Source organism: Saccharopolyspora sp. NPDC050642, assembly GCF_040654735.1.
Taxonomy (GTDB): Bacteria; Actinomycetota; Actinomycetes; order Mycobacteriales; family Pseudonocardiaceae; genus Saccharopolyspora; species Saccharopolyspora elongata.
The window spans coordinates 1-17951 of sequence record NZ_JBFAIN010000017.1; the positions used below are offsets into that span (position 1 = coordinate 1).

General features: G+C 70.3%; 13 protein-coding genes. 5 read left to right on the plus strand and 8 right to left on the minus strand.

The genetic code is table 11. From position 1 onward, the window contains the following. A partial coding sequence (locus tag AB0H93_RS24535) for a transposase family protein (RefSeq protein WP_358575454.1) occupies positions 1–396 on the plus strand: 396 nt, incomplete at its 5' end. A 45-nt stretch (positions 397–441) separates the two neighbouring features. Here the strand turns inward: AB0H93_RS24535 and pgsA are convergent. Continuing rightward, entirely contained in the window at positions 442–1047 is a 606-nt protein-coding gene (gene pgsA, locus AB0H93_RS24540; protein WP_358575455.1) for a phosphatidylinositol phosphate synthase, read from the minus strand. A 184-nt stretch (positions 1048–1231) separates the two neighbouring features. Between pgsA and AB0H93_RS24545 the strand changes: the two genes are divergently transcribed. Further along, the gene (locus AB0H93_RS24545) at positions 1232–1759 is read left to right on the plus strand and encodes a YceI family protein (RefSeq protein WP_358575457.1); all 528 of its coding nucleotides are present in this window, start codon (positions 1232–1234) and stop codon (positions 1757–1759) included. A gap of 89 nt (positions 1760–1848) precedes the next feature. Here the strand turns inward: AB0H93_RS24545 and AB0H93_RS24550 are convergent, their stop codons facing one another. The 4 genes from AB0H93_RS24550 to AB0H93_RS24565 form a co-directional block, all read right to left on the minus strand. After that, positions 1849–2424: an HIT domain-containing protein gene (locus AB0H93_RS24550; protein ID WP_358575458.1), complete on the minus strand. Its 576-nt coding sequence runs from the start codon at positions 2422–2424 to the stop codon at positions 1849–1851. Further along, entirely contained in the window at positions 2421–4436 is a 2016-nt protein-coding gene (gene thrS / locus AB0H93_RS24555) for a threonine--tRNA ligase (protein WP_358575617.1), read from the minus strand. Before thrS ends, AB0H93_RS24550 begins: the two co-directional genes overlap by 4 nt. Positions 4437–4703: 267 nt before the next feature. Next, positions 4704–6818, minus strand: a complete 2115-nt coding sequence (locus AB0H93_RS24560) for an EAL domain-containing protein (protein WP_358575460.1) — start codon at positions 6816–6818, stop codon at positions 4704–4706. Between the two features lie 5 nt (positions 6819–6823). After that, positions 6824–7630, minus strand: coding sequence for an SAM-dependent methyltransferase (locus AB0H93_RS24565; RefSeq protein WP_358575461.1), 807 nt, complete (start codon positions 7628–7630; stop codon positions 6824–6826). A 342-nt stretch (positions 7631–7972) separates the two neighbouring features. Between AB0H93_RS24565 and AB0H93_RS24570 the strand changes: the two genes are divergently transcribed. Beyond that, positions 7973–9322 (plus strand): FAD-dependent oxidoreductase, encoded by a 1350-nt coding sequence (locus tag AB0H93_RS24570; protein ID WP_358575463.1) that lies wholly within the window; start codon positions 7973–7975, stop codon positions 9320–9322. 248 nt (positions 9323–9570) lie between these two features. On the opposite strand, the gene AB0H93_RS24575 is transcribed toward AB0H93_RS24570, so the two are convergent. Then, the gene (locus tag AB0H93_RS24575; protein ID WP_358575465.1) at positions 9571–9867 is read right to left on the minus strand and encodes a hypothetical protein; all 297 of its coding nucleotides are present in this window, start codon (positions 9865–9867) and stop codon (positions 9571–9573) included. A 303-nt stretch (positions 9868–10170) separates the two neighbouring features. Between AB0H93_RS24575 and AB0H93_RS24580 the strand changes: the two genes are divergently transcribed. Further along, positions 10171–11640 carry an aldehyde dehydrogenase (NADP(+)) gene (locus AB0H93_RS24580; RefSeq protein ID WP_358575466.1) on the plus strand — a complete coding sequence of 490 codons (1470 nt, stop codon included), beginning with the start codon at positions 10171–10173 and terminating at the stop codon, positions 11638–11640. A 68-nt stretch (positions 11641–11708) separates the two neighbouring features. Here the strand turns inward: AB0H93_RS24580 and AB0H93_RS24585 are convergent, their stop codons facing one another. Next, complete coding sequence (locus AB0H93_RS24585; RefSeq protein ID WP_358575467.1) at positions 11709–12533, minus strand: putative RNA methyltransferase; 825 nt, start codon at positions 12531–12533, stop codon at positions 11709–11711. A gap of 64 nt (positions 12534–12597) precedes the next feature. Here AB0H93_RS24585 and AB0H93_RS24590 point away from each other — a divergent pair, with 64 nt between their 5' ends. Then, the gene (locus tag AB0H93_RS24590) at positions 12598–14010 is read left to right on the plus strand and encodes a lipase maturation factor family protein (protein ID WP_358575469.1); all 1413 of its coding nucleotides are present in this window, start codon (positions 12598–12600) and stop codon (positions 14008–14010) included. Here the strand turns inward: AB0H93_RS24590 and AB0H93_RS24595 are convergent, their stop codons facing one another. Continuing rightward, the gene (locus AB0H93_RS24595) at positions 14011–17898 is read right to left on the minus strand and encodes a tetratricopeptide repeat protein (RefSeq protein ID WP_358575470.1); all 3888 of its coding nucleotides are present in this window, start codon (positions 17896–17898) and stop codon (positions 14011–14013) included. Positions 17899–17951 lie beyond the last annotated feature (53 nt).

Sequence of the window (17951 nt, forward strand, 5' to 3'; positions counted from 1 at the left end):
GACCCGACCGGCTTCCCGCTCTGGTCCTCACCGGTCGAGCCCGGCAGCGTCCACGACCTCACCACCGCCGAAAACCACGTTCTCGGCGCCCTCTACTGGGCGGCTTCCCAACTCGATCTACCGACGCTGGCCGACGGCGGTTTCCAGGGCGCCGGCATCGGTATCCACACACCGATCAAACACCACAAATCCTTCACAGGCCACCCACTCGAGGCCGACAACCGCACCTACAACGCCCTGCTCAGAGGCCTACGAGCCCAAGGAGAACGCGGCTTTGCGCTCCTCACCGAACGCTGGCGCACACTCAAACGCATCACCGCCAGCCCACGCAAAATCACCGCGATCGTCCGCGCCGCACTCACCCTCACCCACCACGAACACAACCGAATCCACTGAGATCACCTCATTGAAATTGCGGGGGACGCCGACGGCGGGGCCGCGTCAGCGGTCGCGGTAGGAGGTGTGCACCGCGATCAGCCGTTGGGCGATCGTGACCAGCGACAGGGCCACCAGCAGCCAGACCGCGACGTCCAGCACGTACGGCACGCCCAGGCCGTGCAGGCCGGTGCCGACCAGGACCACGAGGAACCGCTCGGCCCGCTCCGCGAGGCCGCCGTCGGCGCTGAGGCCGTTGGCCTCCGCGCGCGCCTTCACGTAGGAGATCACCTGCGCGCTCACCAGGCAGATCAGCAGCGCCAGGCCGCGCAGGTGGTTCACGTCGACGACCAGCGCCCACCACACCAGCGCGCCGAACAACGCGCCGTCGACCAGCCGGTCGCAGCTCGCGTCCAGCACGCCGCCGAACCGCGTCGCCTTGCCGCCGGCCCGCGCCATCGCGCCGTCGAGGATGTCGAAGAGCAGGAACACCGCGACCACCACGGTGCCCACGAACAGCTGGCCGCGCGGGAAGAACCACATCGCCGCCCCGGCGCTGGCGACCGTGCCGGTCACCGTGACCGCGTTCGGCGACAGCCCGAGGCGGACCAACCCCGCGCCGATCGGGTCGGTCAGTCGCGAAATGGAAGCCCGCGCGAAGATGTTGAGCATTGCGTGAAGTGTCAGCCGCCTGTGCACCGAGTGTCGTTTCCTGCAGATTAGCCGCAGCTGATCAATCGCACGGCAGGTGTGCGAGAACATCCGGGTGCCGTGACTGCGAACACAGGCGGAATAATTGAACTTTCAATATTGTTCTACGGGCGAGATTTCCACTTCGTTCTCCCCTGGAGGCAGCATGACCGCAACCGCGCAGATCCCCGGCTACGTCGCGGGCACCTGGGACATCGACACCGTGCACTCGGACATCCAGTTCACCGTGCGGCACATGGGCGTCGGCAAGTCCCGTGGCCGGTTCGGCGCGTTCCAGGGCGAGATCGTCACCGCGGCCGACCCGCTGGAGTCGACCGTCACCGCCACCATCGACGCCACGTCGATCGACACCGGCAACGCCGACCGCGACGCGCACGTGCGCAACGCCGACTTCCTCGACGTGGAGCAGTTCCCCACCGCGACCTTCCGCTCCACCGGCGTCCGCCAGGACGGCGAGGACTTCGTGATCGACGGCGAGTTCACCCTGCACGGCGTCACCAAGCCCGTGTCGCTGGAGACCGAGCTGGGCGGCTTCACCGAGGACGGCCTGCTGGGCCTGTCGGCCAAGGTGGTCCTCAACCGCACCGACTTCGGCGTCGGCCCGGCGGGCGGCGCGATGGTCGGCGAGAAGATCACCATCACGCTCGACATCGAGGCCAAGCTCCGCGGCTGAGCGACGACGGCACGACGGGCCGAGGACGATCACGTCCTCGGCCCGTCGCCGTCCGGGAGCAGTTTCAATTGAAACTGCGGACCACCCGATCAGCCCACTTCGGGCCAGGCGGTGGCGAGCAGCTGGCGGGTCTCGCCGAGCAGCTGCGGCAGCACCTTCGTGTGGCCGATGACCGGCATGAAGTTCGAGTCGCCGCCCCAGCGGGGCACCACGTGCTGGTGCAGGTGCGCCGCGATGCCCGCCCCCGCCACCGGCCCCTGGTTGAGCCCGATGTTGAACCCGTGCGGCGCGGAAACCCGCCGGATCACCCGCATCGCCCGCTGCGTGTACTCCGCGACCGCCACCGTCTCCGCCGCGCTGAGCTCGGTGTAGTCGGCCACGTGCCGGTACGGCAGCACCATCAGGTGCCCCGGGTTGTACGGGTACAGGTTGAGGATCGCGAAGACCAGCTCGTCGCGCGCGACGATCAGCGTCTCGTCGTCCGGCCGCCCCGAGTCGAGCAGCCGGCAGAACGGGCAGCCGTCGCTGTCGTCGCCTTCCGGCTTGTTCTCGCCCTGGATGTAGGCCATCCGGTGCGGGGTCCACAGCCGCTGCAACGCGTCCGGCACCCCGACACCCGACTGCTCGGTCAGCTCCACGCCCTCCGGGCCGCGAACTCCGCTCACGCCCGCTCCGCCTGGAAGTTCTCCGCGGTCGGCGAGGCGTTCTCGCGGCGCCCGATCCAGTCCTCCAGCGCGGCCACCGCGGCGTCCACCGGCACGCCGTTGATCTGGCTGCCGTCGCGGAACCGGAACGACACCGCGTCGGCCTCCACGTCCTTGCCGCCGGCCAGCAGCAGGAACGGCACCTTCTGCGTGGTGTGGGTGCGGATCTTCTTCTGCATGCGGTCGTCGCTGGTGTCGACGTCGATGCGGATTCCCTTGGCGCGCAACGTCTTCGCCACCCGCTGCAGGTGCTCGACGTGCTCGTCGGCGATCGGGATGCCGACCACCTGCTGCGGCGCCAGCCAGGCCGGGAAGGCACCCGCGTAGTGCTCGGTCAGCACCCCGAAGAACCGCTCGATCGAGCCGAACAGCGCCCGGTGGATCTTGACCGGCCGCTGCTTGCTGCCGTCCGGCGCGGTGTACTCCAGGTTGAACAGCTCCGGCAGGTGGTAGTCGACCTGGATGGTCGACATCTGCCAGCTGCGGCCCAGCGCGTCCTTGGTCTGCACGGAGATCTTCGGGCCGTAGAAGGCCGCGCCGCCCGGGTCGGGCACCAGTTCCAGCCCGGAGTCCTCAGCGGCCGTGCGCAGCGCCTCGGTGGCCACCGCCCAGCTCTCGTCGCTGCCGACGTACTTCTCCTCGTTGCGGGTCGACAGCTCGAGGTAGAAGTCCTCCAGGCCGTAGTCGCGCAGCAGGTCCAGCACGAAGTTCAGCAGCGACTTCAGCTCGTCCTGCAGCTGGTCCGGGGTGCAGTAGATGTGCGCGTCGTCCTGCGTCATGCCGCGCACCCGGGTCAGCCCGTGCACCACGCCGGACTTCTCGTACCGGTAGACCGAGCCGAACTCGAACAGCCGCAGCGGCAGCTCCCGGTAGGAACGCCCGCGCGAGCGGTAGATCAGGTTGTGGAACGGGCAGTTCATCGGCTTGAGGTAGTAGTCGACGCCGGGCTTGCGCAGCTCGCCGTCGGCGTCCCGCTCCTCGTCGAGGTGCATCGCCGGGAACATGCCGTCCCGGTACCACTCCAGGTGCCGGGAGGTCTTGAACAGCGTGTCCTTGGTGATGTGCGGGCTGTAGACGAACTCGTAGTCGGCCTGCTCGTGGCGCTTCCGCGAGTAGTCCTCCAGCTCGCGCCGGATGATGCCGCCCTTGGGGTGGAACACCGGCAGCCCGGAGCCGATCTCGTCCGGGAAGGAGAACAGGTCCAGCTCCGCGCCGAGCCGCCGGTGGTCGCGGCGCTCGGCCTCGGCCAGCCACTCCAGGTGCTCGTCGAGCTTCTCCTTGGACTCCCAGGCGGTGCCGTAGATCCGCTGCAGCTGCTGGTTGTTCTGGTCGCCCCGCCAGTACGCGGCAGCCACCCGCATCAGCTTGAACGCCGGGATGAACCGGGTGTGCGGCACGTGCGGCCCGCGGCACAGGTCGCCCCAGACGACCTCGCCGTGCCGGTCGATGTTGTCGTAGACGGTCAGCTCGCCGCCGCCGACCTCCATCACCTCGCTGGTGTCCACATCGGACTTGATGTCCACCAGCTCCAGCTTGTACGGCTCGTTCGCCAGCTCGTCCTTGGCGGCCTCGACCGACTCCAGGCGGCGGCGGGAGAACTTCTGCCCGGACTTGATGATCTGCTTCATGCGCTTCTCCAGCGCCTGCAGGTCTTCCGGGGTGAACGGGCGGTCGACGTCGAAGTCGTAGTAGAAGCCGTCCCGGACCGGCGGGCCGATGCCCAGCTTCGCGTCGGGGAAGAGGTTCTGCACCGCCTGGGCCAGCACGTGCGCCGCGGAGTGCCGGATGACGCTGCGACCGTCCTCGGTGTCGGCGGCGACCGCCTCCACCTCGACGTCGGCATCCGGCGCCCACGCGAGGTCGCGCAGGTCGCCCTCGGCGTCGCGGACCACCACGATCGCGTCCGGCCCCTTCGACGGCAGCCCTGCCTCGGCGACCGCCGCGCCCGCAGTAGTGCCCGCCGGAACCTTCACCCGGAGAGCTTGTTGAGCTTGGGAAGGCTGTACGGACACGATCACTCCTAGGCTGGGCCGGCCGCGGACCGGCGCGGATACTCTTCGGATACCGATGCTATCGGCCAGTCGCGACCCGTTTTCGGCCGCTCCCCGCAGCGGCGCAGGTAGCGGTGGGATCCCCGGCACACGTCTGCCCGCGCAGACGACTTCTGAGAACCCGCGGCGGTGCGAGTTGCGCGCGTGGCGGAAGAGGGAACGGAGCGCCGAGCAGGCTGCCCGCGACGTTCAGCTCCTCGCCGCGACGAACTGCTCGATCTCCAGGGCCGAGGCGCGGTCCCCGGCGTAGGGGCCCTGGACCTTGCTGACGCCGAGCTCGCGCAGCCGGTCGGCCTGCAGCTCGGTGCGCACGCCGGTGGCGAGCGCCGGCAGCCCCAGCAGCTGTGCGCCGCCGACCGCGGCGAGGACCAGGTGCCGGTCCAGCGGGTCCGGGCCGTCCGGATCGGCCAGGCTCGCCAGGTGCGGCCCGTCGATGCGCACCCCGGCCAGCGGCAGGCCGCGCAGCCGGCCCAGCCGCGCGTAGTCGTCGCCGAACTCGTAGACCACCAGCTCGATGCCCATGTCGGCGAAGATCTCCAGGGTGTCGACCGGGTCGTCCTGGTGGTCGAACAGGGCCGACTCCGGCAGCCCCAGCGCCAGCGCGCCCGGCGGCAGCCCGGTGCGCCGCAGGATTTCCTGCACGTCGGCGACGAGCTCGGGGTCGCGGCAGTGCCGCAGCGACAGGTTCACCGTGGGCACCGGCGCGTCCGCGCCGAGCTGCCGCACCCACCTCGCCGCGTGCTCGCACACCTGCTCCAGCGCCCAGCTGCCGAGCCGGACGATCAGCCCGGTCTCCTCGGCCAGCCCGAGGAACTGCTCGTCGCCCAGCTCGCCGAACTCCGCGTGGTCCCAGCGCACGGCCGCGGCGGCGCCCGCCAGCGCGCCGGTGGCCAGGTCCGAGATCGGCTCGTACTCGACGAACAGCTCGTTCTGGTCCACGGCCGCGGGCAGTTCCGCCGAGAGCCTGAACCGGTCGCGCGCCTCGGCGTTGCGCTCGGGGTCGAACAGCACCCACTGCGCGCGGCCGTCGCTCTTGGCCCGGTAGAGGGTGATGTCGGCGTCCCGCAGCAGCGCCTCGGCGTCGGTGCCGGCCACCTCGCGCTCCACGACGCCGACGCTGGCCGAAGCGCGGAGCTCGTGCGCGCCGATCAGCACCGGCCGGGTGATCTCCCGCAGCAGGCGTTCCACCAGGTCGATCACCGGCCCGGCGCCGGACGAGTCGGGCACCAGCACGACGAACTCGTCGCCGCCCATCCGCGCCGGTTCGGCACCGGCCTCCGCGGCCAGCGCTTCGAGGCGCTGCGCGACCTGCCGCAGCAGCCGGTCGCCGATCGGGTGGCCGAGGCTGTCGTTGACCGCCTTGAACCCGTCGAGGTCGAAGTAGCACAGCCCGACCCGGCGGCCCGGGCGGTTCGGTTCCAGCGCGGCGGCCAGGCTCGACTCCAGCTTGGTCCGGTTGCCCAGGCCGGTTAGCGGGTCCCGGACGGCCTGCTGGCGGAAGTGCTCCTGGAGCATGTGCCGGTCGGTGATGTCCTCGTAGAGCAGCACGAGGTAGTCCGGTTCGCCGCGGGCGTCGCGGACCAGCGACCCGGACAGCTGGGTCCACACGTGCGAGCCGTTGGGCTCGGTGAAGCGGATGTCCAGGAAGTCCTGGTCGGTGTCGCCCGCGGCCAGCACGGCGACGGTGTCGGCGAGCTTGATCAGCCAGCCCTCGTCGGCCAGCTCGTACACCGTGCCGCCGACGAGCTCACCCGCCGGCCGCCGGAAGATCCGCGTCAGCGCCGGGTTGGTCTCCTCGATCACCCCGTCCAGCGTGACGATCGCGATGCCCAGCGCCGACGCCGTGAACACCGCCCGCGAGCGCGCCTCGCTGGCGCGCAGCGCCTCCTCCGCCGCGTCGCGGGCATCGGAGACGGCGCTCTGGATCACCTCCTGCTCGCACAGCGTCTGCTCCCGCAGCGCGCCGGCGTACCCGGCGGCCAGCTCGCCGAGCACCGCGGTCAGCCTCGCCGGCTCGGCCTCGCGGAACTGCGGGAGCTCCGCGGCGAGGTGCCGCAGCGTGCGCGCCAGGGCCGTCGAGTTGGTGAGGTGCGCGCCGACGAGCCGCTCGCCGACGTCGCGCGCGGCCTCCACCCCGCCGCCGTCGAGCTCGCCCAGCAGTTCCTCGAAGCACTTGCCCAGGAAGGCTTCGAGATCGCGGCGGCCCATCGGGACGTAGCTGGTGTTGATGATCTGGCCGGCCCACTGCCGGACCACCTCGTCCGCACGCGGCTGCCCGTCCGCCGGTCCCCCCATACCTGGCATCCGGGTCACACCTTGCGCCCCACGGCGCCGTAGACGATCGACCGCTCCGGGTTCTCCCACACGTCGTCCTCGGTGTCGGGGCGCCAGTCGGGCACGTAGACCACGCCCGGCTCGACGATCTCGAAGTCGTCGAGCATCCCGGCCACCTCGTCGCGGGTGCGCAGGGTGACGGGGTTGGTGCTGCTCTTGTACAGCTCGACCAGTCCCTGGACGCCTTCCGGGTAGTGGTCGCCGGTGACGTGGGAGAAGCCGAGGTAGCTGCCGGCCGGCAACCGGTCGTAGTAGTGGCGGATGACCTCCCGGGGCTTGCTGCCGTCCGGGACGAAGTGCACGAGCGCGACCATCATGACCGCGATGGGCTGGGAGAAGTCGAGCAGCCGCTGGGTCTCCGGCGCGTCCAGGACGTCCTCGACGTCGACCAGATCGGCTTGGACGATCGTGGCGTTCTTGTTGTCGCCGAGGATCGACCGGCTGTGCGCGACGGCGACCGGCTCGTTGTCGACGTAGACCACGCGGGTGCCCGGGTCGACGGCCTGGGCGATCTCGTGCACGTTGCCCGCGGTGGGGATGCCGGAGCCGATGTCCAGGAACTGCCGCACGCCCTGGTCCAGGCAGTACCGGACCGCGCGGCGCAGGAACGCGCGGTTGTTCACCGCGACCTCCTGCACGTTGGGCACGACCTCCATCACCTTGCGGCCGAGCTCGCGGTCGACGGCGAAGTTGTGCGCCCCACCCAAGTAGAAGTCGTAGCACCTCGCGGCGCTGGGCTTCTCCAGGTCGACGCCTTCGGGTATCCAGTCCGGCCGCTGCATCCGCGGGACCTCCAGGGCTCGGTCTTCCGGCGCCCCGAAGCACGGCCGTGATCAGGATCATCTGGAACGTTCGAGCTCGACGTCGCCGCGACCGGAGCGTTGATCAAGCGGCGATCTTACTGTCACCCAGGGCGTCTAGTCACGTACTCAGCGTCGCCGCCTCCAGGCCCGCGGAACCGGTATGACCATTGTCACCGTCCGCATCGCGGGATCCGGGGTAAGGGATACCTAAGCTGGTGGGGTCTTGGTGGACGGCCACCGGGCCCAGTCGTGGGCCAGCAAGCAAGCGCCGCCATCCGGCCGACCCCCGTTCGGCCCGGAGCGGGCGTAGGAGGAGATTGAATGACTCGCCCACTGCGGGTAGCGATCGTCGGGGCCGGGCCGGCCGGCGTGTACGCCGCCGACATCCTGACCAAGTCCGAGACGCCGGTCGAGATCGACCTGCTGGACCGGATGCCCGCGCCCTACGGCCTGATCCGCTACGGCGTGGCCCCCGACCACCCGCGCATCAAGGGCATCGTCAGCGCCCTGCACCGGGTGCTGGAGAAGCCCGAGATCCGGTTCGTCGGGCACGTCGACTACGGCGTGGACGTCAAGCTGGACGACCTGCGCCACCACTACGACGCGATCATCTTCGCCACCGGCGCGGACAAGGACCGGGAGCTGGGCATCCCGGGCATCGACCTGCCGCACAGCTATGGCGCCGCCGACTTCGTCTACTGGTACGACGGCTACCCGGAGGCCCCGCGCGACTGGACGCTGGACGGCGAGAAGGTCGCCGTGATCGGTGCCGGCAACGTGGCGCTGGACGTGGCCCGGGTGCTGGCGAAGCAGGCCGACGACCTGCTGAGCACCGAGATCCCGGAGAACGTGCACGCGGGCCTGAAGGACTCCCGGGTCACCGACGTGCACCTGTTCGCCCGCCGCGGCCCGGCGCAGGCGAAGTTCACCCCGCTGGAACTGCGCGAGCTCGACCACCAGGCCGACGTGGAGATCATCGTGCACCCCGAGGGCTTCGAGCTCGACGAGGCCAGCGAGGAGGCGATCCGCACCAACAACCAGGTGAAGACGATCGTCAAGACGCTGCAGGACTGGGCGCTGCGGGACCCGAAGCACGACACCGCGCGGCGGCTGCACCTGCACTTCCTGCGGTCGCCGGTCGAGGTGCAGGGCACCGACCGGGTCGAGGGCTTCAAGGTCGAGGTCATGGAGCTCACCGGTGACGGCAACGTGCGCGGCACCGGCGAGTACGAGACCTACCCGGTGCAGCAGGTCTACCGCGCGGTCGGCTACCTGAGCTCGCCGCTGGCGGACATCCCGTTCGACCACGGCACCGGCACGGTGCCCAACGCCGGCGGCCGGGTGCTGGACCTGGACGGCGAGCACATCCCGGGCGTCTACGCGACCGGCTGGATCAAGCGCGGACCGGTGGGCCTGATCGGCCACACCAAGGGCGACGCGCTGGAGACGATCAACAACCTGCTCGCCGACCTGCCGACGATGCCGCAGGCGGAGGAGCCGGCGAACGACAGCATCCTGCGGCTGCTCGAAGAGCGCGGCGTGGAGTACACGACGTGGGAGGGCTGGGGCCGCCTGGACGCGCACGAGAAGGCGCTGGGCGAGGCCCAGGGCCGCGAGCGCGTCAAGGTCGTGCCGCGCGAGGAGATGGTGCGGATCTCCCGCGCCGAGTGATCTTTTCCTGTGAAGGGCACTTCTGGCCGATAAGTCGGCCAGAAGTGCCCTCCCAGTTCAGGACCGGTGTAGGCGATCTTGATCGGGCGCCTGCTACCTGTAGCGCTACACAAGATCATCACCGGGCCTGTTCCTGGGCTGGGCTCGCCCGTGCGCTGCGCTCATGACAACTCGTATCGGCGTACGGTCTCCTCGGCCAACACCAGCGTGCTCCGCAGATCTGCAACGGATTCCCGGCTGACAGGACGCTACGAGTCGATCCGTGTCGGCTCCGTGCCTGCGATCCGGACTGCCGTCAGGCGGCCGTCCTCCCGCCGATAACACACGTACAACGTGTACCGGCCGCCTTCGGCAAGGTTGTCCTGCGCCCACGCAATCGCTTGGTGCACGTCGCACTCTTTGAGCTCGTAGGCGTAGTTCCACCACCCAGCCCGTTCCGGAGGAACGTGGACGTCAGGAAAGGGCTGCGACCACATGTACACCCGGAAAACAGGGTGGTCATCCTCGATCGTCACGTCCCGCTCATCAACGGGGCTGACCTCCATGATCGCAGCCTCCCTACGCTACGGCGTTTGTGTGAACATGTCACAGGATCCTATTGATCATCGCTAGCGATTCACTAAACGCTCGTTAATGAACCGGCGCACGGACTTGGGATAACAGCAAAGACACAGCGCACAGGGTTGTAGTTCTGCGATAGGGGGACCCTTTGCCAAGTTGCACAGCCAAGTTGCTTGGCAAAGGGTGCCCCCACGCATTCCACCCGGTGCGTGATTTCGAACAGCGTGCGGCGGGCCGTTAGCCAGGCGTATTACGGTGTGGGGGACCGCACCCGCAACGCGCAAAGGATGGGCACGTTGACCGCGACCGAGATCCCGGACACCACCCGAGCCGAACTCGACACCGTCCTGCAGCGAGCCGCTGACGCCGCCGATGCCTTCGGCGCGCAGCCGCCCGCTACCCGCGCCCGGCAGCTCCGCGCCGTCGCGGACGCGCTCGACGCCGCAGCCGGCGAGCTGGTGCCGCTGGCGATGGCCGAGTCCAACCTCTCCGAGGGGCGGTTGACCGGGGAACTCAAGCGCACCACGTTCCAGCTGCGGCTGTTCGCCGAGGTCCTGGACGAGGGCCGCTACCTGCAGGCCACCCTGGACCGCGCGGACGCCGGATTCCCGTTGGGTGCCAAGCCGGATCTGCGCCGGATCCTGCAGCCGGTCGGCCCGGTCCTGGTGTTCGCGGCGAGCAACTTCCCGTTCGCGTTCTCCGTCGCCGGCGGCGACACGGCGTCGGCGCTCGCGGCGGGCTGCCCGGTGGTGCTCAAGGGCCACCCCGGGCACCCTCAGTTGTCCGTGCGCACCGGCGAGATCATCGTCGATGCCTTGCGCTCCGCCGGGGCACCGGACGGTGCGTTCGCCGTCGTGCTGGGCTTCGAGGTCGGCACCGCGGCGCTGCAGGACCCGCGGATCAAGGCCGCGGCGTTCACCGGCTCGGTCCCGGCGGGTCGCGCGCTGTTCGACATCGCCAACTCGCGGCCGACGCCGATCCCGTTCTTCGGCGAGCTCGGCAGCCTGAACCCGGTGTTCGCCACGCCCGGTGCGGTGCGCGCCCGCGGCGAGGAGATCGCCAAGGGCTACGTGACGTCGTACTCGGGCAACGCCGGGCAGCTGTGCACCAAGCCGGGCCTGCTGTTCCTGCCCGCCGACCACGGCCTGGACGAGACGCTGGCGGCGGAGTCGAAGGCCGTCGCGGCGCACAAGCTGCTCAACGAGCGGCTGCACGAGGGCTACTGCGGGCGGCGGGCGGCCGTCACCGAGGTGCCGGGCGTGCGGGTGCTGGCGGAAGGCAGCGTGGACGACGGCGCGGTGCCGACGCTGCTGGCCACCGACGTCGAGACGCTCCTGGCGAATCGCGAGGCGCTGCTCGAGGAAGTCTTCGGCCCGCTGTCCATTGTGGTCACCTATGCCTCGGAGGACGACGCGCGGCGCGCGGCCGAGGCGTTCGAGGGCAACCTCACGGCGACGCTGCACTCCGAGCCGGACGACACGGAGTTCGCGGCGACCCTGGTGAGCCGCCTGCGCGAGCGCGCGGGCCGGGTGCTGTTCAACGGCTGGCCGACCGGTGTGGCGGTGTCGCCGGCGATGCAGCACGGCGGCCCGTACCCGGCGACGACGGACGCCCGCTTCACCTCGGTGGGAACGGCGTCGATCGACCGCTTCCTGCGCCCGGTGACGTACCAGAACGTCCCGCAGAACCTCCTCCCGGAAGCCCTCCGGGACGAAAACCCCTGGAACATCCCCCAAACCATCCACGAACCCAAGTAGGACGGCCGCATCAGGCGGATGCCCTTCGCCCATCCCGCGTTCGACGGTGGGCGAAGGGCACCTCCGGATCAACCGCGACGGCGGTACACCGCGACCGTGACCGAGGCCGTCGGGGTGAGGGGCTTCGGCAGGGCCGCGATACGGGCCCGCAGGTCTCCGGGGTCGGCGTGCCAGGCGCTGGGGCCCATCGCCACCACCGACTCCGCCTCTTCCTGCGCCAGCGACAGGTTGAACTCGCACGTCTCCTGCTCGACCAGGTCGAAGTGGTCGGCCAGTTGTTCGGTGAGCCGTTCCTGCTTGCGCTCGTCCACGTTGAGCAGGCCGAGCGCCGACACCAGGTCACCGAGGTGGCCCGGGTTCGGGACGACCACCACCAGCCGGCCGCCGGGGCGCAGCACGCGGTGCATCTCCGCCGCGTTGCGCGGCGCGAAGACGTTCAGCACCGCCGACGCCGCGCCGCTGCGCAGCGGCAGCGTTTGCCATGCGTCGGCCACCGCAGCACCCATGCGCGGGTGGGCCTTCGCCGCACGGCGGCAGGCGTACTTGGAGACGTCCAGCGCGACCCCGATGCGGTCCGAATCCGCCAGGGCCCGGGCGAGGTAGTAGCCCGTACCGGCGCCGATGTCCACGACGCAGCCGTCGAGCGGGGCCACCGCCGATGCCACCGCGTCGGCGATCGGGGCGTAGTGACCCGCTTCGAGGAACTCCGCTCGCGCCGCGACCATCGCCGCCGTGTCACCGACGACCTTCGTGCCGCCCGGCAGCAGGCTCACGTAGCCCTGGCGCGCGATGTCGAACACGTGGTTCGCCGCGCAGCGCAGGCTGTTCCCGGCCCTGTTCAGGTCCGCACCGCAGTGCGGACAGGCCAGCACCGCCACCACGTCGTCCAGCAAGCTCGCCTCCACACCGTCGGTACGAGATTCTAGGAGCCGTCCACCGGCAGGGATGGTGGGGAGGATGTGGGACTGGTTCTCGGCTCCCGATTACTGGGCCGCGCGGTTCGCGGTGCAGCACCTCCTCGCGGTCGGCTACCTGGTGGCCTTCGCCTGCGCACTGCGCCAGTTCCGCGGCCTGCTGGGCGAACGCGGTCTCACACCGATCCCCCGGTACGCGGCGCGCGTCCCGTTCCGCGGCTCGCCGAGCCTGTTCCACCTGCACTACTCCGACCGGTTCTTCGCAGGCGTCTGCTGGGTCGGGATCGCCGGCAGCGTGCTGGCGCTGGTCGTCGACTTCGCGCCGTTGTGGGTGTGGATCGTGCTGTGGCTGGTGTTGTGGCTGCTTTACCTGTCGATCGTCAACGTCGGGCAGGTCTGGTACTCTTTCGGCTGGGAATCGCTGCTGCTGGAGGCCGGATTCCTGGCGATCTTCCTCGGGCCCGGTTCCCTCGCGCCGCCCGCGCCGGTGCTGTGGCTGCTCACCTGGCTGCTGTTCCGCGTGGAGTTCGGCGCCGGGCTGATCAAGCTGCGCGGCGACTCCTGCTGGCGCGACTTCACCGCGCTGTACTACCACCACGAGACGCAGCCGATGCCCGGCCCGCTCAGCCGCTGGTTCCACTGGCTGCCGCGCCCGCTGCACAAGGTCGAGGTCGCGGCCAACCACGGCACGCAGCTGGTGGTGCCGTTCGTGCTGTTCGCGCCGCAGCCGGCCGCCACGGTGGCCGCGCTGGTCGTCGTGGTCACGCAGGGCTGGCTGATGCTCAGCGGCAACTTCGCATGGCTGAACTGGGTGACCATCACGCTGGCCTTCTCCGCGATGGGCTCGTGGCTGCTGCGCTGGGTGACGCCGGAACCGCCGCCGCTGGCCGCGCCGCCGCCGTGGTTCGTGGCCGCGGTGCTCGTCGTGGCGGTGGTGTTCGTGGTGCTCAGCTACTGGCCGGTGCGGAACATGCTGGGGCGGCGGCAGGTGATGAACCGCAGCTTCAACAGGCTGCACCTGGGCAACACCTACGGAGCCTTCGGCAGCGTCACGCGCACCCGCTACGAGGTGATCATCGAGGGCGCGGCCGACGCGGACGGCGAGTGGCTGGCGTACGAGTTCAAGGGCAAGCCCGGCGACCCGCACCGGCGGCCGCCGCAGGTGGCGCCGTACCACCTCCGCCTGGACTGGCTGATGTGGTTCCTCGCGATCTCCCCCAGCTACGGCCGGTCCTGGCTGCCGAACCTGGTGAAAGCGCTGCTGCGCAACGAAGAGCACGTGCTTCGGCTGCTGCGGCACAACCCGTTCCCGGAGTCGCCGCCGCGGCTGGTCCGGGCGCAGTTCTACCGCTACCGCTTCGCGACCCGCGCCGAGCGCCGCGAAACGGGCGCGTTCTGGATCCGCAGCCGCATCGGCGACTTCGTCCCGCCCCTGACCCTGGAGGACCTGGAGTAGTCAGCTGCGGCCGGAGAGCTCGCCGCGCGGGCCTTCGCTCAGCGATGCCGGGCGGGACCGCGCCTGCTCGTTGGGCCGGCTCCCGTAACGCCCGGAGCCGAGGGTGACCTCGCCGGTCGGGCCGGAGGAGACCTGGTGCAGGCTCGCGGAAAGATCGGCCTCCAGGCCGCCGGGCAGCTTCAGCCGGACCAGCAGCGGCAGCAGGAAACCGATCGCCACCATCGCGACGAGCACCGGCGTCAAGGTGCCGAGCAGCACGGTCGGCACCTGGTACCGCAGGAAGAACGCGCTCCAGAGCATGGCCAGCATCACCAGCGACACAGTGATCAGCGCGGTGCTGCCGACCAGGCTGGAGCGGGCACGCTGGATCCGCTGCTGCGCGAGCACCCGGACCCGGTGCGCCTCGGAGTTCCGGCTGTCGAACTTCTCCACCCGGCGCAAGTAGCGCATCGCCCGGCGGAAGTGCAGCGACGAGAGCTGCACGTCGCCGCTCTCCCCGATCTTGTACGCCGCAACACCCGCCACGAAGTACGGTTCGGCCTGGTCCGAGGCCGAACCGATCGCCTCCCGGGCGACGGCCAGCGCCTCCAGGTAGAGGTCCTCGCTGCCGGTCGCGTCGCCGCGCTGAACCAGCAGCCGGGCCAGCTCGACCTGCAGGCGCCATTTCGGCAGGTCGCAGTCCGACCGGTCGAGCGCGTAGCGCAGCGGCTCCTCCGCGCTCACCAGGTCGCCGGAGGACCGCACCACCGAACGGGTCAGCCCGATCGCGGCCGTCCCGTTGCCCGGAGCCAGGACCGTCGCCTGGCGGAACTGCTGCGCCGCCTGCCCGGCCCACTCGCCCGGCTCTCCGCCGTCGACGTCCCGCTGGAGGTAGACGTTGCCCAGCTCGACGTGCGCCTGCACGTCGTACCAGTCCCGCTCGACGGCCTGGTCCAGCAGCTTCTCCGCCTCGTCGAAACGCCCGAGCTGGCTGTACAGCGCGGCCAGGTCGACGACGGGACCACCGCCGGGGACGAGTTCGACGGCGGTGCGCAGGTGGTGCTCGGCGGCGGCGTGGTTGCCGCGCCGGAAGTTCAGCACGCCCAGCAGCGCATGCGCCTCGTCGTCGCACGGGTCGTCTTCCAGAACACCGAGGCACAACCGCTCCACCTCGTCGTGCTGTGCCGTTCCCACATCGCGCAGCAGGGCGGCGGCCAGCGAAAGCCTGATTTCGTCGTCGCGCGGGTCGATCTCCAGCGCCGCCCGGAAATGCCGTTGCGCCTTCTGGGCGTCGTTGCCGTGCAACGACACCCAGCCCAAGCCCAGGAGCGGGTTGATCCGCTCGCCTGGCCTGAACACGTCGTCGAGCAGCCCGGAGAAATGCTTCTCCGCCTCGGTGAACCGCCGTTGCGCGAGCTGGATCCAGCCCAGCTCGACCAGCAACGACCGGTCACGGGGATATCGCCGCAGGTAACCGAGGACGACGCGCTCCGCTTCGCGATACCTGCGCTGCTTGCGCAGCACACCGGCCTTCAGCACGACGACGTCCGAGCTGTACGGGCTGACCGCCAGGATCTTGTCCAAACAGGACAGCGCCTGCTCCGAACGGTTGGTGTCGGCGTAGATCTCGCTCAGCAGCCGCGGAAAGTCCAGGTCGTGGGGGAATCGCTCGATCGCGGCCAGCGTGGCCGCTTCGGCCTCCGCGGCCAGGCGCATCCGCTGCAGGGCGATGATCTCGTCCCACACCGCGACCAGGGAGTGCGGCTCCACCCGCTGCGCCCGGCGTGCCAGCTGGAGGGCGTCCTCGAACCGGCCGGCCTGGCGGAACGTCCGGCTCAGTTCCAGCAGGAGGAACCGGGAATCCGGATCCAGCGCCAACTCCTCGCGCAGCAACGCGGCGGCCTCGTCGTAACGATCGGCGATGCGCAGCGCCTTGACCTGGTCCTGCACGGCGACCATCGGACTGTTGCCGCCACGGTTGCGGCGGAATAACTCGATCGCCGCATCGACACGGCCGAGGAGCAACTCCCGCCAACCGAGTTTCCGGATGACGTCCTCGTCCTCGCCGAACTCCGCGGCCAGCCGGGCCGCGAGGGCGTCGACCTCGTCGAACCGGCGCAGCTCCACCAGTGCGTCGAAGCGCTCCAACAGGGCCGACACGTTCCCGGGATCCAGCCGCAAGGCGCGATCGGCTGTCTGGAGGGCCTCCTCGTGACGACCCTGCCGGGTGTGCTCCGCGATCAGTGCCACGCACAGGTACCACGTCTCACCGCATGCCTTGAGGCCGTCCTCCAGCGCAGCGACCGCGTCGTCGTACCGGCCCTGGCAGGACAAGGCCAGGGACAGTTCCTCGTGCAGTTCGGGGGCGGTCGGCACCTTGCGCAAGCCCGCCCGGGCGGCCTCTTCGGCTTGGTCGAACCGCCTGGTCACGCGGAGGATCAACGCCCTTGATTCCAGTGCGTCGACATGGGCTGGCGCCACGTCGAGAGTGCGCTCCACCCACTGGAGTGCGGTGTCGTAGTCCGCCCGGGACCGGTGGATCCGGCCGACCAGGTAGCGCAGTGCCGGTACGTCCGGGAACCGGCGCTGCGCGTCCTGCGCCGCGGCCAGCTCTTCCTCGTGGCGGCGCAGCCGGTCGAGCAGGTTGCACCTGGCGAAGATCAGATCGAGGGCGTACGGGCAGTCGTCCAGGAAGCGGAGGCACTCCTGCAACGCCTCCTCGTTCCGGCCCTGCGAGCTGAGCACGTTGACCAAATCGAGCCGGATGTCTTCGCCGGAGCGGAACTGCCGCAGTGCGGACCGGGCCGCCTTCTCCGCATCCTCCGACCGGCCCGCGCCGCGCAGCACGCCGATCTCCACGGTGCGGGCGTACATCCGGTACGGATCGATCCGCACCGCGGTCCGCGCCAACTCGACCGCCTCGTCGTGCCGGTCCTGGGAGGCGCGCAGCCACGCGAGTTCCAGGAGCAGCCGGGGCGATTCCGGGTTCACGGCCAGGGCCGCGTCGAGCACGGTTTCGGCGTCTTCGGTCCGCTTCGCGTCCCGGAGGAACGTCGCGTGCCAGTCCGCGACGAGCGGGTTGCCCGCGGCGAGCGCGACGGCCCGCTCGATGCGCTCGACGGCCAGTTCGTCCTGGCCTCGCCGGCTTGCGATCAGGGCGTGCTCGATCAGCAGGTCCGGCGAGCGCGGAAGCCGGCCCAGCGCTTCGGCGGCCGCTTGTTCGGCCGCATCGAACCTGGTCAGCAGCCTCAGGAGCGAGATCTTGCGCTCGTGCGCGAGCGCGTGCCACGGGTCCGCTTCGAGCGCGCGCTCCAGGGTGCGCAACCCCGACTCGTAGCTGAGCTGCTCGATCTCCAGGTAAGCCAGCGAATCCAGGAGATCCGCCTCGTCGGGGAGCCGTCGCAGCGCTTCGCGCATAGCCGCCACGGCGGCGTCGAGCTCGCCGGCCGCGTGCAATGCCAGGCATCGCCATTCGATGGCGTTGACGTCATCCGGGGCGATCGCGAGTGCCTTCTCCAGGTGCCGCATCGCGTCATCCGGGCGCTCCATCCCGAGGAGCAGGCGCCCGAGCGCCACGCGGACGACCACGCCGTCCGGGAAGCGCTCGATCCCGGATTCGGCGAATTCCAGCGCCTCGTCGTAGCGGTAGTCGCGTGCCAACGCGGCGACGCGCCAGGCGTGCGCGCGTTCGGAATCCGGCTCGAGTTCGACCGCCCGCTCGAACTCGATCAACGCGGTTCCGACGGCGATCCGGTCCAGCGCCACCCGGCCCCGCAGGATGCGCAGTTCGGCGCTGTCCGCCAAGGCGAGAGCCGCGTCGGCGGCCTGCTGCGCCGCGTCGAACTCGCAGCGGCGCCGGAGCAGGTCGATGTCGCTGAGATCGCGCGCTTCCCCGGAAATCTCGCTCATCCCTCACCTCGTGTCGGCCACCGGCAGTTTGCCAGCAGCGAACACCTTTCCGG